This window comes from Rhizobium sp. SYY.PMSO, assembly GCF_046840415.1.
In the GTDB taxonomy this organism is placed as follows: Bacteria; Pseudomonadota; Alphaproteobacteria; order Rhizobiales; family Rhizobiaceae; genus Rhizobium.
Genome location: NZ_CP177350.1, coordinates 1,283,243 through 1,300,262, shown reverse-complemented (window position 1 = coordinate 1,300,262; position 17,020 = coordinate 1,283,243). Strand labels below are relative to the sequence as shown.

At 61.1% G+C, this 17,020-nt stretch carries 20 protein-coding genes and 1 riboswitch; of the genes, 10 read left to right on the top strand and 10 right to left on the bottom strand.

The features are described from left to right. The first annotated feature begins 33 nt into the window (after positions 1-33). Complete coding sequence (locus tag ACJJVH_RS24300; RefSeq protein WP_412065379.1) at positions 34-495, top strand: Lrp/AsnC family transcriptional regulator; 462 nt, start codon at positions 34-36, stop codon at positions 493-495. Positions 496-628: 133 nt separating this feature from the next. Continuing rightward, positions 629-895, top strand: coding sequence for a hypothetical protein (locus tag ACJJVH_RS24295; protein ID WP_113400100.1), 267 nt, complete (start codon positions 629-631; stop codon positions 893-895). A 45-nt stretch (positions 896-940) separates the two neighbouring features. On the opposite strand, the gene ACJJVH_RS24290 is transcribed toward ACJJVH_RS24295, so the two are convergent. After that, positions 941-1,126, bottom strand: a complete 186-nt coding sequence (locus ACJJVH_RS24290) for a 4-oxalocrotonate tautomerase (protein ID WP_112798237.1) — start codon at positions 1,124-1,126, stop codon at positions 941-943. 115 nt (positions 1,127-1,241) lie between these two features. On the opposite strand from ACJJVH_RS24290, the gene ACJJVH_RS24285 reads away from it, so the two are divergent. Next, positions 1,242-2,126: a LysR substrate-binding domain-containing protein gene (locus tag ACJJVH_RS24285; RefSeq protein ID WP_412065378.1), complete on the top strand. Its 885-nt coding sequence runs from the start codon at positions 1,242-1,244 to the stop codon at positions 2,124-2,126. Positions 2,127-2,198: 72 nt separating this feature from the next. After that, complete coding sequence (locus ACJJVH_RS24280) at positions 2,199-3,203, top strand: LacI family DNA-binding transcriptional regulator (RefSeq protein ID WP_412065377.1); 1,005 nt, start codon at positions 2,199-2,201, stop codon at positions 3,201-3,203. Positions 3,204-3,244: 41 nt separating this feature from the next. Here ACJJVH_RS24280 and ACJJVH_RS24275 read toward each other — a convergent pair whose 3' ends face one another. After that, a complete protein-coding gene (locus ACJJVH_RS24275; RefSeq protein WP_412065376.1) occupies positions 3,245-4,105 on the bottom strand; it encodes a LysR substrate-binding domain-containing protein in 861 nt (286 codons plus the stop codon). 127 nt (positions 4,106-4,232) lie between these two features. On the opposite strand from ACJJVH_RS24275, the gene ACJJVH_RS24270 reads away from it, so the two are divergent. After that, positions 4,233-5,093 carry a DUF1989 domain-containing protein gene (locus ACJJVH_RS24270; protein WP_113357629.1) on the top strand — a complete coding sequence of 287 codons (861 nt, stop codon included), beginning with the start codon at positions 4,233-4,235 and terminating at the stop codon, positions 5,091-5,093. Positions 5,094-5,204: 111 nt separating this feature from the next. Here ACJJVH_RS24270 and ACJJVH_RS24265 read toward each other — a convergent pair whose 3' ends face one another. From ACJJVH_RS24265 to ACJJVH_RS24235, 7 genes are all read right to left on the bottom strand, one after another. Further along, positions 5,205-5,558, bottom strand: coding sequence for a hypothetical protein (locus tag ACJJVH_RS24265; RefSeq protein ID WP_112798226.1), 354 nt, complete (start codon positions 5,556-5,558; stop codon positions 5,205-5,207). Between the two features lie 158 nt (positions 5,559-5,716). Further along, a complete protein-coding gene (locus ACJJVH_RS24260; RefSeq protein WP_412065375.1) occupies positions 5,717-6,328 on the bottom strand; it encodes a thiamine phosphate synthase in 612 nt (203 codons plus the stop codon). Further along, on the bottom strand, positions 6,325-7,098 hold the full coding sequence (locus ACJJVH_RS24255) for a thiazole synthase (RefSeq protein ID WP_412065374.1): 774 nt from the start codon (positions 7,096-7,098) through the stop codon (positions 6,325-6,327). Before ACJJVH_RS24255 ends, ACJJVH_RS24260 begins: the two co-directional genes overlap by 4 nt. Before the next feature lie 3 nt (positions 7,099-7,101). After that, positions 7,102-7,299: a sulfur carrier protein ThiS gene (thiS, locus tag ACJJVH_RS24250; RefSeq protein WP_112798220.1), complete on the bottom strand. Its 198-nt coding sequence runs from the start codon at positions 7,297-7,299 to the stop codon at positions 7,102-7,104. After that, positions 7,290-8,270, bottom strand: coding sequence for a glycine oxidase ThiO (thiO, locus tag ACJJVH_RS24245; protein ID WP_412065373.1), 981 nt, complete (start codon positions 8,268-8,270; stop codon positions 7,290-7,292). Before thiO ends, thiS begins: the two co-directional genes overlap by 10 nt. Before the next feature lies 1 nt (position 8,271). Beyond that, positions 8,272-10,098, bottom strand: coding sequence for a phosphomethylpyrimidine synthase ThiC (gene thiC, locus ACJJVH_RS24240; protein ID WP_412065372.1), 1,827 nt, complete (start codon positions 10,096-10,098; stop codon positions 8,272-8,274). 92 nt (positions 10,099-10,190) lie between these two features. After that, positions 10,191-10,321, bottom strand: a riboswitch (TPP riboswitch). 134 nt (positions 10,322-10,455) lie between these two features. Next, the gene (locus ACJJVH_RS24235; protein WP_112798214.1) at positions 10,456-11,199 is read right to left on the bottom strand and encodes a hypothetical protein; all 744 of its coding nucleotides are present in this window, start codon (positions 11,197-11,199) and stop codon (positions 10,456-10,458) included. A 548-nt stretch (positions 11,200-11,747) separates the two neighbouring features. Here ACJJVH_RS24235 and ACJJVH_RS24230 point away from each other — a divergent pair. After that, positions 11,748-12,839 (top strand): porin, encoded by a 1,092-nt coding sequence (locus ACJJVH_RS24230; protein WP_113357623.1) that lies wholly within the window; start codon positions 11,748-11,750, stop codon positions 12,837-12,839. A 328-nt stretch (positions 12,840-13,167) separates the two neighbouring features. Here the strand turns inward: ACJJVH_RS24230 and ACJJVH_RS24225 are convergent, their stop codons facing one another. Further along, complete coding sequence (locus ACJJVH_RS24225) at positions 13,168-13,809, bottom strand: TetR family transcriptional regulator (RefSeq protein ID WP_112797412.1); 642 nt, start codon at positions 13,807-13,809, stop codon at positions 13,168-13,170. A gap of 496 nt (positions 13,810-14,305) precedes the next feature. Here ACJJVH_RS24225 and ACJJVH_RS24220 point away from each other — a divergent pair, with 496 nt between their 5' ends. The 4 genes from ACJJVH_RS24220 to ACJJVH_RS24205 all read left to right on the top strand — a co-directional run bounded on the left by ACJJVH_RS24220 (position 14,306) and on the right by ACJJVH_RS24205 (position 16,950). Beyond that, a complete protein-coding gene (locus ACJJVH_RS24220; protein ID WP_412065371.1) occupies positions 14,306-15,136 on the top strand; it encodes an EF-hand domain-containing protein in 831 nt (276 codons plus the stop codon). Between the two features lie 353 nt (positions 15,137-15,489). Continuing rightward, a complete protein-coding gene (locus tag ACJJVH_RS24215) occupies positions 15,490-16,062 on the top strand; it encodes an RNA polymerase sigma factor (protein WP_412065370.1) in 573 nt (190 codons plus the stop codon). Beyond that, positions 16,055-16,504, top strand: a complete 450-nt coding sequence (locus ACJJVH_RS24210) for a hypothetical protein (protein ID WP_412065369.1) — start codon at positions 16,055-16,057, stop codon at positions 16,502-16,504. The genes ACJJVH_RS24215 and ACJJVH_RS24210 overlap by 8 nt, the downstream gene beginning before the upstream one ends. Beyond that, entirely contained in the window at positions 16,501-16,950 is a 450-nt protein-coding gene (locus ACJJVH_RS24205) for a periplasmic heavy metal sensor (protein WP_112797422.1), read from the top strand. The genes ACJJVH_RS24210 and ACJJVH_RS24205 overlap by 4 nt, the downstream gene beginning before the upstream one ends. The last annotated feature ends 70 nt before the right edge of the window (positions 16,951-17,020 follow it).

Sequence of the window (17,020 nt, the reverse complement as noted above, 5' to 3'; positions counted from 1 at the left end):
TAATCCGTATTTCATATAGGAATTCCTGAAAAAATGATCAAATCCAGTGAAATCGACCAGTTCGACCAGAAGATCCTCGAGGCATTGGTCGAAGACGGGCGCATGTCGATCACGGAGCTTTCCGAGCGGGTCGGTCTTTCCAAGACACCATGCCAGGCACGTCTGAAGAAATTGATCGATTCCGGCTATATCGATGGCTTCAAGGCGGTGCTCAATCCGGTCAAGCTCGGTCTCGATCACGTCGCCTTTGCGGAGGTGAAGCTGACCGATACGCGTGAGGAAGCTTTGCGCAGTTTCAACAACGCCGTCAAGAAGATCAAGGAGATCGAGGAGTGCCACATGATCGCCGGCCGCTTCGATTATCTGCTGAAGGTGCGGACGTCGGATATCCGCCGCTATCGTATCGTTCTGGGCGAAAAGATTTCCAGTTTGCCTTTCGTGGCAAGCACTTCGACCAATGTCGTAATGCAGTCCGTGAAGGAAAGCTGGTCGTAGTTTCGATGCATCGTGGAAAGGCCCATCACCTCGCTTGAAGTACCGGACAGTCGTCTTGCCTGATCGCGCCGTCTAGATTTCGCCACCGAATCGGTTCATTGCGAAACGCTAAAATGAGCAGGATGGAGTGCGCATGGAGACCAATGCCAGCGACCACGATCTTATCGAGGTCATGAAGCGGTACTTTGCGGTGAAGGCGGAAGTAGAGGAAGTGAAGTCCCGCCTGGAGACGGCGAGACGCAGCAACGGGGAAGAAATCGCCGCATTCTATGATCCGCGCACGAACCTGGATCATGCCGCCGATATTATTCGCTCCCACGCTCTCAAGCAGGAAATGGTGCGTCTGATGAATTGGGCCGAAGCCTGGGGGCGCCAGAGCCTGACGCCGAGCGAGGCCTGACGGCCGGATCATGGCCGTCAGGCCGACGTCTTGAACCGGGTTGCCTCAGCTATCCGATTTCAGTTTGCCCGCCGTCGCCCAGGACTCCTTCGAGATTTCGGTGATGATGATTTCCACAGACTCCGGCGGGCAGGCGAGTGTTTCCACGGCGGCCTTTGTCGCTTCGCGGACGAAGGCGCGCTTCTGGTCCTGTGTGCGGCCGGGATGCATTTCCAAGTGCAGGATGGGCATGGTGACTCCTTGATGGATTGTTGCCTGACGTCAGGCGCCATGCACTATCTTGCAGAACCGGCGGGTGATAAATACGCTCTGATTTTCTTCATTCAAAACCTATAGGTAGGCAATCATGGACAAGCTGGCCGGTATGGCGATGTTCGTCAGGGTGGTCGAGCACGGCAGCTTTGCCGCTGCCGCCGACATCAGCCAGGTATCGCCGGCTATGGTCGCCAAACATATCAGGACGATCGAGCAGCGGCTCGGCGCCCGCCTGCTTCACCGCACCACGCGCCGTCACCAGCTGACGGAGGTCGGCAGGCTGTATTACGAACGCTGCAGGACCGTGCTGGCGGAGGTGGAACTCGCCGAGCAATCGGCCTCCGAACTGCAATCGGCTCCGCGCGGCCGCCTGCGGCTCGTCGCGCCCGTCAGCTTCGGGACGCAAAGTCTGGTGCCTGCGCTTGTCGAATATCTGCACCGCAACCTCGACGTCAGCGTCGATCTCGCGCTCGACAACAATCCGCACGATCTGATCGGCGACGGTTATGAACTCGGCATCCATATCGGCGCCCTGACGGACACCAGTCTCGTGGCGCGTCCGCTAAAGCCCTATCGACGCGTTCTCGCGGCCTCGCCGGATTATCTCGATCGCTGCGGCAGGCCGCAGGCCCCGGAAGATCTGGTCGATCACATGTGTCTCGGCCATTCCTACTGGCGTCTGCAGGGGCGCTGGCATCTCGTCGGCCCGGAGAGCGAAACGCGCGAGGTCGCTATAAAGGGCAGGTTCACCGCGAACCAGGGTGGCGCGCTGCGTGTTGCCGCCTTGCATGGAGCCGGTATCGTACTGCAGCCGGAGCTGCTTCTGGCGGCCGATCTCGATGCCGGCCGGCTGGAGCCGGTGCTGCCGCATTGGTCCTACAAGCCGACGCCGATGCATCTCGTCTACGCGCCCGATCGGCGCCCGACCGCCATGTTGCGCAGTGCCATCGACTTTCTCGTTGCCCGCTTCGGCTGACACTTGATGCTCCTTTCGCCGGACACGATTCTATGATCAGATCTGATCACGGGATTAAGGGGCGAGGGGAGTGTGGCCAAGATTACGTTGAAGGATGTGGCTGCGGCGGCTGGCGTCGGCGCCGCGACGGTGGAGCGCGCGTTGAACGGGCGTGGCAATGTTTTGCCGGAAACCGCGGAAAAGATATTCATCGCAGCCAGGCGGCTCGGTTATCGCGCGCCGCGCGCGGGCACCCGGCATGGGCTGGTGCGTATCGAGATCGTGCTGCTCCGGCCGGAGACCTATTTCTACTCGAGGCTCAATCGCGCCTTCGAGCGCATCGCGGCCCTGCTCGACAAGGATATTTTGATCCAGCGGACCTTCGTGCGGGAAGACGATCCCGCCGATTTCTCGCGGCATATCGCAAATCCTCAGGCGCGGCGCTCCGCGCTGATCGTGGTCGCACCCGATCACCCGGATGTGGTCGGCAGCGTCCGCAGGGCCGCGGGCGGCGGCATACCCGTCGTACAGATCATGACGCGGCCGGCTCCGGAGCTGGCCTATGTCGGCATCGACAACGAGGCAGCCGGGCGCACCGCCGCCTTCTACATGACGCGCATGCAGGCAGGCGTCTCCGGAACCTTTGTCGCACTCTGTCACAGCGGCGCCTACGAGAACCACAAGGCGCGCATTCGCGGCTTTTCCGATCATCTGCTGGCGCACGCCAACCCGTCGCACCGCTTCGCCGAAGTCATGTTCGATGAAGACGACGAGATGAAGACGATGGAGCTTCTGACGAGCGCATTTGCGAGATATTCCGACATCGCCGGTCTTTATAGCGCAGGTGGCGACAACGCGGCGATCGCAACGGTTCTGCGCCGCCATCGCATGCCGTCTGTCTTCTGGGTCGGTCACGAATTGTCGGACGCCACGCGCGGCTATCTGAAGCAAGGTTTGATGACGATCGTCCTTGACCAGGCGCCGGAAATTCAGGCCCGCCGTGCTATCGACATGACGCTGAAGCGGCTGGGCTTGATCGATACCGACATCGATCCGGAGCCGGTGCGGTTTCTGACGGTTACTGCGGAAAATCTCTGAGGAAGCTCGCAGCCGTTCCCGAGACCCGAGTTCTCTACGGCCTAGCCGCCGGCGGAAACCAGCCAGTCGCGAAATATCTGCGCTTCGCCGGACAGGCGGCCGGCCTGGAGCAGCCAATAGAACTTGTCCGTATCCAGCGGCGTATCGAACAGCGTGACCAAGGTACCGTTGGCCAATTCGTCGGCAATCAGGGCTGTCGGGCAGAGACCGACGCCCTGGCCGCCGATGACAGATGCGATCATCAGGCTGAAATCGGCAAAGACCGGTCCTGAATCCGGCGACCGGTGAAGACCCGCGAGGGCAAACCAGCGCGCCCAGGAGGAGGTCGTTTCGTCGTGCAGAAGATCGGCATCGGCGAGATCGGCGGGATTTTGCAGCGGGCCATGACGGCGTTTGTACTCCGCCGAGCAGGTCGGCCGCGTCTCGGCGGCCAAAAGTGCGACGGCGTCCGCAGCCGGTCGCGGCCCATGGCGGATCATAAGATCGACGCCTGCGCCCTTCGGCGTGGGCGCGTCGAGCGCATAGACGATGTTGATGCGGATACCGGGATGCTTTTTCCGGAAGGCAGGCAGGCGCGGTATCAGCCAGCGGGTGGCAACGGAAGCGATGCATGCCACGCTGACGGGATGTTCAATGCTGTCCAGCCTTAACTGCTGAGCGGCGATTTCGATATGCCCAAGACCGTTTGCAACCGCCGCCGCGAAGTCGCGGCCGGCCGTTGTCGCCGTGACGCCGCGGGCATGGCGGATGAACAGCGCCACACCCAGCCAGTTTTCCACGGCTCGCACATGCTGGCTGATGGCGGTTGGCGTCATATTGAGCTCGGCCGCGGCCTTGACGAAGCTCTCATGGCGGGTGGCCGCCTCGAAGGGGCGCAGGGAAGCGAGCGGGACTTGTGGCATTCGCGCGAGGCTAAGCAGGACTTAGCCAAAGAGCAAGGACAATCGCTGTTGCCCGCCGGCTCCATATCCTTACAGTGCTGGCGAATCGAACAGCCCGGTTTGAATCGGTGAGGATCTGAACGTTATCATGAACAGTCTTTTTGACATGCCCGCCCCCGCCGATGCAGAGGAGCGGCGTCGCAAGCCGCCGGTCGTGGTTTATCCCAACGGAACGCTGACGCCGGCCGATATGGATGTGCTGCATGCCGCCCGGGAGGGCATGGCCAAGGTTGCGGAGGTCATCGTGCCGCCGCGCGAAGGCGGCAGTTTCCGGGTGCCGAAGGGGCATTTCTTCCGTATCGTCAGCGTAGAGGGATCGCAGGTGGGCGATCTCAATTTGTGGAACGCAGCCGATCTATCGGAGCGCTTTTTCAGCGGCAAGACGCGGGCGCTGCACGCCACCCATGTCGGAGTCGGAGACCGGCTGTGGAGCACCTTGCCATATCTGCGGCCGATGGCGACGATTACCCATGATACGCTCGGCTGGTACGGCTGGGATGCGGATGGAGCCGGCGTCCACGATGTCATCGGCACGCGCTGCGACCCCTACACGAACCGGCTGCTGAAAGATGACGACTATCATCATTGCTGCCATTCCAACCTGTCGCGCGCCCTTGCCAGGGAGATGAATATTCCCGTTCAGGAAGCGGAGTTTCATGTCCATGACGTCTTGAACGTGTTCATGTGCACCGGCTTCACGCGCGATACGCATCAGTATTTCATGAAGGCAAGCCCGGTGCGGCCGGGCGATTTCATCGAATTCTTCGCAGAGATCGATCTGCTCGGCGCCCTTTCGGCCTGTCCCGGTGGGGATTGCGGCAGCGAGCATTCGAGCGATACGGCGGCTTGCTATCCGCTGAAGGTGGAAATCTGGCGTCCGCGGGCCGAAAGCCTTGCCGGCAGAGTGTTTCCCGCACCGAACGCCTATTCGCGAACGCACGCCCCATAATCGGATAGCCCGACACTTTCGAAAAAAGTTTGCCGGCGGTTTCGGCCGCCGGCAATCTCCATATAATCTGTCATGTGCACGGTTCGCCTGATGGCGAACGTGTTGGCCGTCCTAATTACAAACGCGGATGCGCTCGTAGTGCCAGCCATCGTCATACTGGTTTTGAACCGCGCGGTTCTCGAACCAGCATCTCGGCGGCGGCGGGGGCGGCGCTGCGTAAACCGGGCCGCCATTGGCGATGGCGCCGCCGATAAGGCCGCCGATCAGACCGGCAGCGACACCGCCGGCAATTGCGCCGCCATTGCCGTGATGGTGATGGCGACGCCAGTCGTCATGGCCACGCCAGTCGCCGCGATAGGGCGGCCGGCCGTCATATTGCTGCGCTTGCGCGAAGCTGACAGGCGCCAATGCGCCGCCTACGACCGTAGCGGCCAGCAAAACCGTAAAAACCGTCTTCTTTATCATGACTACCTCCAAAGCAGTCTTCAAACTCAGCGAATGCGCGAGTCATTTAATCAACGTCTTAAGCATGATTATGTTCGCCTGAATATTTTATGAATGCGCCGTTCATCGGGCACACGGCCCGAAAAACACGCGGGATGCGGCGATGTCCCCACAATTCTTCAGCTTTTGAGCCGTGGCCGTGTCGCTTTTATCCATTCGAGCGTCCGCGATTCCGGATCACTGTTGCGTGTGATGTCGGTTACGACGGCGCCGCAATCGGCTCCATGTGCGAATACGCCCGCGAGGCGTTCGACCGTCAGTCCGCCGATCGCAACAAGCGGCATGTCGCCGATATGCGTTTTCCATTGGGCGATGCGGTCCAGACCCTGAGGCGCCCAGGCCATGGCCTTGAAGGTGGTTGGATAGATCGGCCCGAGGGCTATGTAATCGGGCTCAGCTGCAAGTGCTTTTGCCAATTCCGTTTCGTCGTGGGTCGAGAGCCCCAGTTTCAATCCGGCCGCGCGAACGGCGCCGAGATCGGCGGCGGCCAGATCTTCCTGCCCGAGGTGGATGAAGTCGCAACCTTCCTCGATGGCAAGCCGCCAATGGTCGTTGACGATCAATTGGCACGAGTAGGCGGCACAGACTGCCTTCGATTCGCGAATCTCCGCGCGAATCTCCTCAAGCGTACGGTCCTTGATGCGCAACTGCACCAGTTTGACGCCGAGCGGCACCAGTCTCCTGATCCAGGCCGCGCTATCGACGATGAGATAGAAAGGGTCGAGCGTCACGAGAAAACCGCCTTTCCGATGAGCGGAGTGGACGGCACCGCCATATCGCGCGGCTCCAGCATGCCCGCGCCAAAAGCCTGCCTGCCGGCCTCGATCGCCTTGGCGAAGGCTTCCGCCATGGCCGCCGGATCGCCGGCGCCGGCGACGGCCGTGTTGAGAAGCACGGCATCGAAGCCGAACTCCATGACGGCGGCTGCATGCGAGGGCCTGCCGATACCGGCGTCCACGATGAGCGGCACTTGCGGAAAATGCGCTCTCATGGAACGAAGAGCCGAGGGGTCGAGCGGCCCCGCCGCCGTGCCGATCGGCGCGCACCAGGGCATCAGCACCTTGCATCCGGCGTCCAGCAGACGCTCGGCGACGACGAGATCGGTCGTCGTATAGGGAAAGACCTCGAAACCGTCATCCGTGAGAATCCTGGCCGTCTCCACCAGAGCGAAGACATCGGGCTGAAGCGTGTCGTGATGGCCGATCACCTCAAGCTTGATCCAGTTGGTTCGAAACACCTCGCGCGCCATTTTCGCGGTCAGGATTGCTTCGGAAACTCCATGGCAGCCGGCGGTGTTGGGAAGAACGCGGACGCCCAGGCCGCGAATCATGTCGAAGAATGCGCCGCCGTTGCGTCCGCCCGCCGTTTCCCGGCGCAGGGATATGGTGACGATCTCGGTGCCCGAGCGCTGGACGGCCTGCGCCAGCACGGCCGGTGAAGGGTAGCGGGCCGTACCGAGAAGAAGATGCGATGCGATTTTTATTCCGTAGAGCTCAAGCATGGGTCAGCCTCCTTGCATTGGCGTGAGGATTTCTATCCGGTCATTGTCGGCAAGGGGGTGGTCATCGCGCTCTTCACGATGGATGAGTTCGCCGTTGACGGCGGTTGCCAGCCACTCGCCCTCATAGTCCAGGGCAACTAGAAGCTGCGAAAGCGTTGCTGCCTCGACGATCTGTGTTTCGCCGTTGATGATCAGGCGCATGGGCGGTTCCTGTCGCTGTCGTATCTGGAAAAGATGAGGCTTGCCGCTTCGGCGGCCATCGCCGGCGCCAGCAGGAAGCCGTGGCGATAAAGGCCGTTGATAAGGATGGTTTTGCCTTCCTGCGTGACGCGGGGAAGGTTGTCCGGAAAGGCGGGGCGGACGCCGGCGCCGGTTTCGACGACGGCGGCGTCGGCAAAGGCCGGATGCAGCGCATAGGCCGCGTTCAGCAGCTCCATCAGCGAGCGGGCGGTAATGGCCCCGCCGAACTCGGTTTCGATCATGGTCGCGCCGACCATGAACAGGCCGTCGCCGCGCGGCACGATATAGACGGGAAAGCGCGGATGCAGCAGGCGGACTGGCCGTGAAAGCGCGATCTCCTGCGTCTGCAGATAGAGCATTTCGCCCCGAACACCCCGCAACTCCCGACTTTGGCCGATACGAGCCGCCCCCGTGCAGTCGACGATATCGGCAAATTCGCCGTCGTCGGCTATTCCGTCGGCAAAGATGACGCCCTTTGCCGAAAGATCGTCTCTCAATGAATGCAGGATCTCGCGCGGATTGAGGTGCGCTTCCTGCGGAAAGAACAGGCCGTGCCGGAAACGGCCGGCGAGGGACGGTTCAAGGGTGGCGATTTCGTGCTCGTCCACCCAGCGATAGCCCGTCGTGCGGTCCGCGAACCGTCTTAGCTCCTGTCGATCGCGGTTCGGCGCGAGGACAAGCGTTCCATTGCGGACGATCCTGCCCGGCAGGATCGCTTCCCATCGATCGGCCGCGTCGCGACCCCGTTCAAGCACGGCCGCATCGGCACTTTCCCGTTCGCACCATGGGGCCAGCATTCCGCCGGCGAGCCAGGAGGCGGCGCGGCTGAAATTGCGGCTGGTCTCAAAGACCGTGACTTCGGCACCGCGCACGTACAGTTCGTGAGCGACGGTGAGGCCGGCGACGCCGGCCCCTTTGACGAGGATGCGCATCTTACTCGGCCGGCTGTGCGTTGGCATCGACCGGCATATAAAGGTCGCCCCCCTCCCGATACCTCGCCGCCATCGCTTCCAGCCCCTCCTTCTGCGCCTCGGCGCGGATGTCGTGCGATATCCGCATGGAGCAGAATTTCGGGCCGCACATCGAGCAGAAATGCGCGACTTTATGGGCTTCCTTCGGCAAGGTTTCGTCATGGAAGCTGCGTGCGGTGTCGGGATCGAGCGACAGGTTGAACTGGTCTTCCCAGCGGAATTCGAAGCGGGCGCGCGACAATGCATCGTCGCGGACGCGTGCGGCCGGATGGCCCTTGGCAAGATCGGCCGCATGGGCGGCGATCTTGTAGGTGATGACGCCCGTCTTGACGTCGTTGCGGTCGGGCAGGCCGAGATGTTCTTTCGGGGTGACGTAGCAGAGCATCGCCGTGCCGAACCAGCCGATCATCGCAGCACCGATTCCCGAGGTGATATGATCGTAGCCCGGCGCGATATCCGTGGTCAGCGGCCCGAGCGTGTAGAAAGGCGCCGCGCCGCAGAGGGTCAGCTGCTTGTCCATGTTTTCCTTGATCTTGTGCATCGGAACATGGCCGGGGCCTTCGATCATCACCTGGCAGTCTTTCGCCCAGGCGATCTTCGTCAGTTCGCCCAGCGTCTCCAGCTCGGCGAACTGCGCGGCGTCGTTGGCATCGGCAATCGAGCCGGGGCGCAGGCCGTCGCCAAGCGAAAAGGAGACGTCATAGGCGCGGCAGATATCGCAGATGTCCTCGAAATGTTCATAGAGGAAGCTCTCGCAGTGGTGATGGAGACACCATTTCGCCATGATCGAGCCGCCGCGCGAGACGATGCCGGTGACGCGGTTGACGGTGAGCGGAATGTAGTGCAGCCGCACGCCGGCATGGATGGTGAAATAGTCGACGCCCTGTTCGGCCTGCTCGATCAGCGTGTCGCGATAGATCTCCCAGGTCAGTTCCTCGGCGATGCCGCCGACCTTCTCCAAAGCCTGATAGAGCGGCACCGTGCCGATCGGCAGCGGCGAATTGCGGATGATCCATTCGCGGATATTGTGGATGTTGCGGCCGGTCGAGAGATCCATGACGGTATCGGCACCCCAGCGCGCCGCCCAGACCATTTTCTCGACTTCCTCCGCCATGGACGAGGTGACAGCGGAATTGCCGATATTGGCGTTGATCTTCACCAGGAAATTCCGGCCGATGATCATCGGTTCGCTTTCCGGGTGGTTGATGTTGGCCGGAATGATCGCGCGGCCGGCCGCGACCTCCTGGCGGACGAATTCCGGGGTCACATGGTCCGGAATACGGGCGCCGAAGCTTTCGCCGTCGCGCGCCATGGCTTCGGCCTGCGCCTTGCGGCCGAGATTTTCACGGATGGCGATGAATTCCATTTCCGGGGTGACGATGCCGGCGCGTGCATAGGCGATCTGGGTGACGGCCTTGCCGTCCCTGGCCCGCAACGGCTGGCGTCTGCCCGGAAATTCCGGGGTCAGTCGCTCGCCGGTGACAAAGCCATTGTCTTCCGGGCGCACATGCCGGCCTTCATAAGCGTCGACATCGCCGCGGGCGAGCACCCAGTTGCGACGGAGTTGCGGCAGGCCCTGCTCGATACGGATTTCCGCGCCCTCGATCGTATAGGGCCCGGAGGAATCGTAGACGATGACGGGCGGTTCGCCCGATGTCGGGTGGACGCTGATCTCCCGCATCGGCACGCGGACATCGGCATGGATATCGCCCGTGACATGGATCTTCCGCGACGCGGGCAGCGGCCCTGTGGTGACGGTGGGGGTGAGGGTCTTTGCGGCAATGGTCATGGTTTGAGGCTCCAAGTGGCGGTTGGAGACCCAGTCATCAGCCGGAATGATGAAAAGACGCCGGCATGGAATCCACGCGGGAATCCGAAGCCTTCGAGCGCTTGCACCGTCCCTACGCCAGTATGAACTGGATCAGGTTCAACGGGTCACTGCGCCACAACAGGCAAAGCCATATTGTCCAGCAGTATCTCAGCCCCTTGCCGGGACCCCCCCTGGTGAATGTGAAAAGGCTATGCCGTCGCGTTGGTTCCTGTCAACCCCGCCGCAAGCGGCACGGTTGGCCGGAGGAATCGCAGCCGCCATGCGTCGAAAATACAATCTCCGCGAGATTTTCCGAAGGGGCGGCCTTGTGCCGCCTCAATAACGCGGCGCGGTGTCGCCGACGAAACGATGAGGGCCTGTGTGCGAGAGCTTGCTGGCGGTATCGAGCCAGATCTTGCCGCCAAGCGCGCGCCAGCGACGGCAGAAGGCGAAATCCTCGCTGAGATAGAGGCCCGTCTCTTCCTCGATCATGCATTCAAACAGCGCGTATTGCGTGCCCGGCGATGGCTTCGTGCTCGGATAGGCATGGATGGCGTTATAGCGCAGTCCCGGATAGGCCTCCGTCATCGCCTCGATGACCGCACGCTTGATGAGAAGCATGCCGGTTCCGGCATAGACGGCGCTGACAAAATCGCCGTCCCGTTCCGCACTCTGGCCAATCAGAGGCGTGCCGACATAATGGAGCGCTGCTGAGGCAAGCGACGAGCCGTCCTGCGAATTGGTGCGAGCGGCAGTGTTCCAATCGTAATCCTTGATCGGATACATCGCCGCGACGACATCCTTGTCGGCGTCGAGCAACCGCATCACCTGATCCGGTTCGAAGCTGATGTCGGCGTCGATGAACAGCATGTGGGTGGCCGCGGTGTCGTTCAGAAAGGACGATACGAGGGTGTTGCGGCTGCGCGTGATCAAGGCATCGTTGCCGAGCAGGGCGAGCGTCAGTTGAATGCCGGCCTGCGCGCCCGTCTGCATCAGGGAAAAGATGGATTGCATATAATCCTTGGTAACGAGACCGCCGAAACAGGGGGTAGCGATGAATATCTGGCGGTTCTCATGCATTCGCGATTTGTCCCCTTTTCGATGGCGCGCCGGCGGGAATCTAGGGAGATTCGATATTTCTGTGTGTACCGATTTATTGAGTTTTGTTTCCAAGCATTGCTGAAATCGGCAGGCAGCGCTTTGCCGCAGACCGGCCTGCCGAATGGCGCAGCGTGCCTGTCGGCGGCAGAGCTGGCCGCACATTTCGGGCGATTGCCGGCATCGGCCCCGCCCGGGTTGTGGCCCGGGAGACCAGTTGCATTTAGGCAACAGCACCCAAGACTAACGCCGGAGCCTCTTTCATTGAATTGACAAACATACGGGCTGTTTGTAAATCGGATGCAGGACAGAGGTTGTCTTACGGTCGAGTGGTCGGCCGGATCGGTAGGGGCATTTCAAGACCTTTGCCGCGGGGTCAATCATGGAGGTTCGAGGGGACTCAAGCCAACATCAGGTACGTATTTGCCGGGCTATCCGGTCGCGTTTTAGACCGAACCGATCTTCAAAGCGGTATTCCAGCTCTGCACTCGCGGTAAATTAGAAATGCATATTACAATCAGGAGTTTATAATGAACATCAAGAGCCTTCTTCTCGGCTCCGCTGCTGCCCTGGCAGCAGTATCCGGCGCGCACGCAGCCGACGCGATCGTCGCTGCCGAGCCCGAGCCGCTGGAATACGTTCGTATCTGCGACGCATACGGTGCTGGCTACTTCTTCATCCCGGGCACCGAAACCTGCCTCAAGATCGGCGGCCGCGTCCGTACGGAAGGCGAGTGGTACGATGCCTATAACCCGAACAGCAAGAACGGCACGCTCTGGCACACCCGCGCCGAGCTGAACGTCGACACCGCGACCGACACCGAATACGGCCCGCTGAAGACCAACATGGTTCTGCGTTGGGACTGGAACGACGGCGGCTCCACCTCCACGAAGCTCCTGTTCGCCAACATCAGCCTCGGCGGCTTCACGGTCGGTAAGCTCGACTCGCAGTACAACCTGTACATGGGTTACGCCGGCGACGTCATCAACGACGACGTGATCTATGACGGTCCGTACGAACTCAACCAGTTGACCTACAACTACGACGCAGGCAACGGCTTCACGGCCGTCATCTCGCTCGAAGATTCGAATTCCAGCGGCTCGGATGCGTCCTACGGCTCCAGCTGGTGGGCGGACGACAAGGCCAACCACTACGCTCCTGACGTTGTAGCCGGTGCCGGCTTCAAGTCCGGCGCATGGGGCTTCAAGGTTGTCGGCGGCTACGACTCGATCGTCGAAGAAGGCGCCATCAAGGCTCGTGTCGATGCCGACTTTGGCGCATTCTCGGCCTTCTTGATGGGCGGCTGGAACACCGACGGCGACAAGCTCAACAAGTATGCAGGCACCAACCTCGATCGTTCGGCTTGCCCGGCTGATCGTCCGGCGCTGTGCGGCTGGGGCGACTGGGCTGTCTGGGGCGGCGTTGGCGTTCCGGTCAACGACAAGCTGAAGTGGAACCTCCAGCTCGCCTACACCGACTCGAAGATCTTTGCCGCTACCACCAACGTCAAGTGGAACCCGGTCAAGAACCTCCTCATCGAGCCGGAAGTTTCCTACACCAACTTCGATTCTGTGAACCAGGATCAGTGGGCTGGCATCCTGCGCTTCGAGCGTAGCTTCTAATCTGGAATTACCCGGCTCCGTGCCGGGTAAGGGAAGCCTGGCGTTCCAATCCGTCGGGCTTCTTTCATCGATCGGTTGACCTCCGATCAAAGTAAAGGATCCGGCTTTCCCTCCGGATCCTTTTTTATTTCCGGAATAGTCGCAGCCAAGCGTGCTTGCCGCTTCTCCGGCGAGTCGGCTCGATTCAAATGAATGATGTGGTTTGGCGATTCGGCGGAGCGTCTGGCTGCTTTGGAGTCCGGGAAAGTACGCAGCGGTTTTCCATCCGGAATTGCGTGAAGACAAAAGGATGGAGCGTTTTCGCGATCCGAAGAAAAGCGGAAAAGTTCTAGGCCGCCGAAATCGCCATTTCATGCGTTTGTGCCAGCGGGAACCAGGTCTTCAACACCATCTTGATGAACATCTGTCCGCAGGGAACGAGCTGGAAATTGCCCCGGTCGAGCGTCCATTCGCTGATCAGGCCCCCGATGACGGCGGTCAGTGCGGACGCGGCCGTATCTGGCGTCCAGGGCGCCGGCAATTTCGTCTTCTTGTCCATCAGGGTGAAAATGCGTTCAAAGTGCTCGTGCATGTCGTGCCGGAAGGAACTGGCGCGGCTTGTCGTGCCGTCGCAGAATGCCATGTCGAGATGCATCATCACCTTGAGCATGCTGCGCTTGCGCGGATCGCCTTGAACATCGTCGAATATCGACGCTATCGTATCCGCTATGAGATCGAGGGGATTGGGCGGCAGCTCTCTGGACATCCGCTCCGCCAGCTCCTGAAACGGCTGCTGGGCCTCGTCGCGAATGGCGAACATCAGCCCCTGCTTGTTCTTGAAATGCCAGTGCACCGCCCCCCGCGTGACACCGGCGGCCGCGGCTATCTCCTCCAGGCTGACATTCTCATAGCCCTTGTCGAGAAACAGAGCCTTTGCAGAGTGCAAAATCTCGCTTCTCGTTTCCGCCGCCTCCTCCTTAGTGCGCCTCATTCACATCTCCACAGAAACCGATTCTCAAGCTGCGCCCCTCTTTTTTTATTCTTGTCCATCCATGCCGCTCACCGCCGGACCCCATGCATCGGTGATGTTCAGCAAAATGGCGATACTTATATACTCCCTAAAAATCGAGGAAGGAAATCGCAACCGACTGTATTCTGTCAAGCACTTATAAGCCCCGCGCAAGTTTCCGTGTGCAGTTTCCCCGCGTTGGGAAGTTAAAATCGAAAATGTGCAGGTGCCAATGCGGCCATGATGGCGGGATGCATTGGCGAGGTAATCCCGGGTTCCCCGGTTCTGGAAACGACGCAACGATCAAGTTGGGGCGCAAAATGCGTTTGATCTCCGGCGTTCGCAACTCCATCGGCTCATATCGATCATCGAAGTTCTGTTCACGCTTTCACCCGGCAAGGCCAGGCGAGCGTCGTATTCAAGTCGCGTACACGTAAACCGCCCGAGTTCCTCTCAACGCTCGTATCCGGAGGCCCCAATGACGAGCATCTCCTCGATCTCATCGAACAATTACTATCAATATCAGTCGTCGCGTTCGACAGCGTCGGCGGCGGACGATTCCATCTCCTCACTTCTGTCCGACAGCTCCTGCGGCAATTCTTCCGGCACGAGTTCCTCTTCATCCTCCGACGACTCCTCGCAGATCGCGTCGGCGCAGCAGCTGATCGCACAGTTGATGAACATCATTCTCAACTTGCAGGCCAATAGCGGCAGCGATGCCGACGGCTCAACCTCGGACGACGATTCCACCGATGCCACGGCGGGCACTCAGCAGGCTTCGGCGACCGCTGCTCAAGGCAGCAGGCAGAGCGACATGATCAGCGCCATGGATACCAATGGCGACGGCAGCATCAGCCAGGCGGAATTCGTGGCCGCGCGCCCGGCGGATGTCAGCGAAAGCCAGGCAGCGCAACTGTTCCAAAGCTTCGACAAGGACAATACCGGCTCGCTTACCCCGGCGCAGCTCGGCAGTGCCATGCATGCGGATCATGCCGGTCATCACCAGGCGTCCGGCGGCCAACTGACCGACGACGAGCTTTCCAGCGCGTTTTCCTCCATGGATACGGATGGCGACGGCAGCATCAGCCAGGCCGAGTTCGTCGCCGCTCGTCCGGCCGATGTAAGCGAGGATCAGGCGACCGCATTGTTCAACAGTCTCGATACCTCCGGTTCCGGTTCGCTGACACAGAGCCAGTTCGAATCGGCCATGAGAGGACAGCCGGCACAGCAACCGCTCATACCGGACTTTGCCGGCTTCTACACGGCAAATGACCAGGATCAGACGACAAGCGATCTGCTGACGCTCTGATTCGAGACGGGCTTGCGCATTCAGTACGCGACGAGCCGGCAACCCGGACAAGGGCAGTTGGGGCCTCTGCGTCCGGGTAGGCCGGCTTTTTTGTGTCCGGCCGAGGAATGGCTGACGGACTTCGAAGGAAAATCCGAAAATCGCCGATATGGGAGCGACGGAATTGGCGGGATGGACCGTTCAATCCTTGTGAACCTGTATTTGATGTCGAAGGATGATACGCTGCCTGTGATGTTGCGATCCGATGAGCGCCGCTTGCCGGACCTGAACGGGAGGAGAGGCGTCCTTGTCGGAAGCCCGAAGCGGAAGCGCCGTGTCGGTATCGAACGCAACTGGAACGGTGGCGATTGTCGATGAAGTGGGATCGTGCGCCCACGAGTGGCGACCCGGATGAGGAACTGCTCGGCCGTATCGCTGCCGGCGACGCTCCGGCGATGCGTACCATGGTGGCGCGGCAGTTGCCGCGCATCGTGGCGGTGGCAACCCGCATGCTCGGCGATGCGACCGAGGCAGAGGATGTGGCACAGGAGACGTTCCTGCGCGTCTGGCGGAATGCCGGCGGCTGGCGTCAGCGCAACGCCCGCTTCAGCAGCTGGGTGCACCGGGTTGCGATCAATCTTTGCTACGATCGCCTGAGGCGGCGCAAGGACGTTCTTGCCGAGCATCCGCCCGACATCGAATATGAAGGACCGGCGCCGGACGCGGGGTTGTTGGCCGAGGACGATCCGTCCCGGCGCGTGGAGCGGGCGATGCAGATGATCGCGCCGCGGCAGCGCGAGGCGATTATACTGGTTTACTATCAGGCGTTGTCGAATGCCGAGGCGGCTGAGATCATGGACGTCAGCGTCGATGCATTGGAAAGTCTGCTTGCGCGGGGAAGGCGCTCCTTGCAGCTGCTTTTGTTGAAGGAACAGGGCGATGATTGAAAATGGCGCGGGTCCGATGAATGCCGAGCGGTTTGAAGCGTTGACAGCTGCCTATGGCGGCGATATCGGCCGATGGCCGCAGGCTGAGCGCGTGGCCGCGCGGGAGTTTGCAAAGGGCCCGGCTGCATCTCGGGCGCTCGCTCTTGCTGCCGATCTGGATGCCTTGCTCGACACCTATGCCGTCAAGCGCGGCAGCGCTGGTCTGGAGGACCGGATTCTGGCGAAACTCGTGCGCCGCGTAACGCTTCGAAAGTGGTTCCGCTTCGGCTCCGCCGGCATCGGCCTCGTGGGCGTCGGCATCGCCGGCGCGCTGGCCGGCAGTATTGCGATTGCCGTGCTGGCGCCCAGCCTGACATCCGACACCTCGGTCGTCTCCGACGGAACCGCAACCATGTTTGGCGATATCGGGCCGGACGCGGGCATAGCTCAGGATAGCCAATGACGGATCGCAGTTTTCGAATAGTGGTCATATCTCTGCTGGTGCTGAACACGTTCCTGATCGGTGCGCTGGCCGGCGGCGGGCTGACATGGATACGCAAGACGCAGGCGCGGGCCGGGATGATGCCGCTGGCCGGCGAGCAATTGCCGTTGGCGCAGAAAAAAGCTCTGCGCGCGGCGCTCAACGAGGCGCGCAAGGACGAGCGTCAGACCATTCTCGAGGCGCAGCAGGCCAAGGTCGATGCCGCCTCCATTCTCGGGCAACCTATGCTCGACAAGGCGGCGCTTTCGGCCGCGCTGGCAAGGGCGCGTGATGCCGATATCGCCTTGAGGTCGAAGCTGGAACAGCGCGCCGTCGATTTCGCGGCGACGCTCTCCTATGACGAGCGCCGGGCGCTGGCGGAAAGCCTGGTCCGCCGCAGCATGCCCAGGGCCGCCGCCACAAAATGATCACACTTGCCGAGCGACGGATCGAAACCATCCCTGCGTTAAAGGAGCATGTTTGATGCAGGAGTTGGCA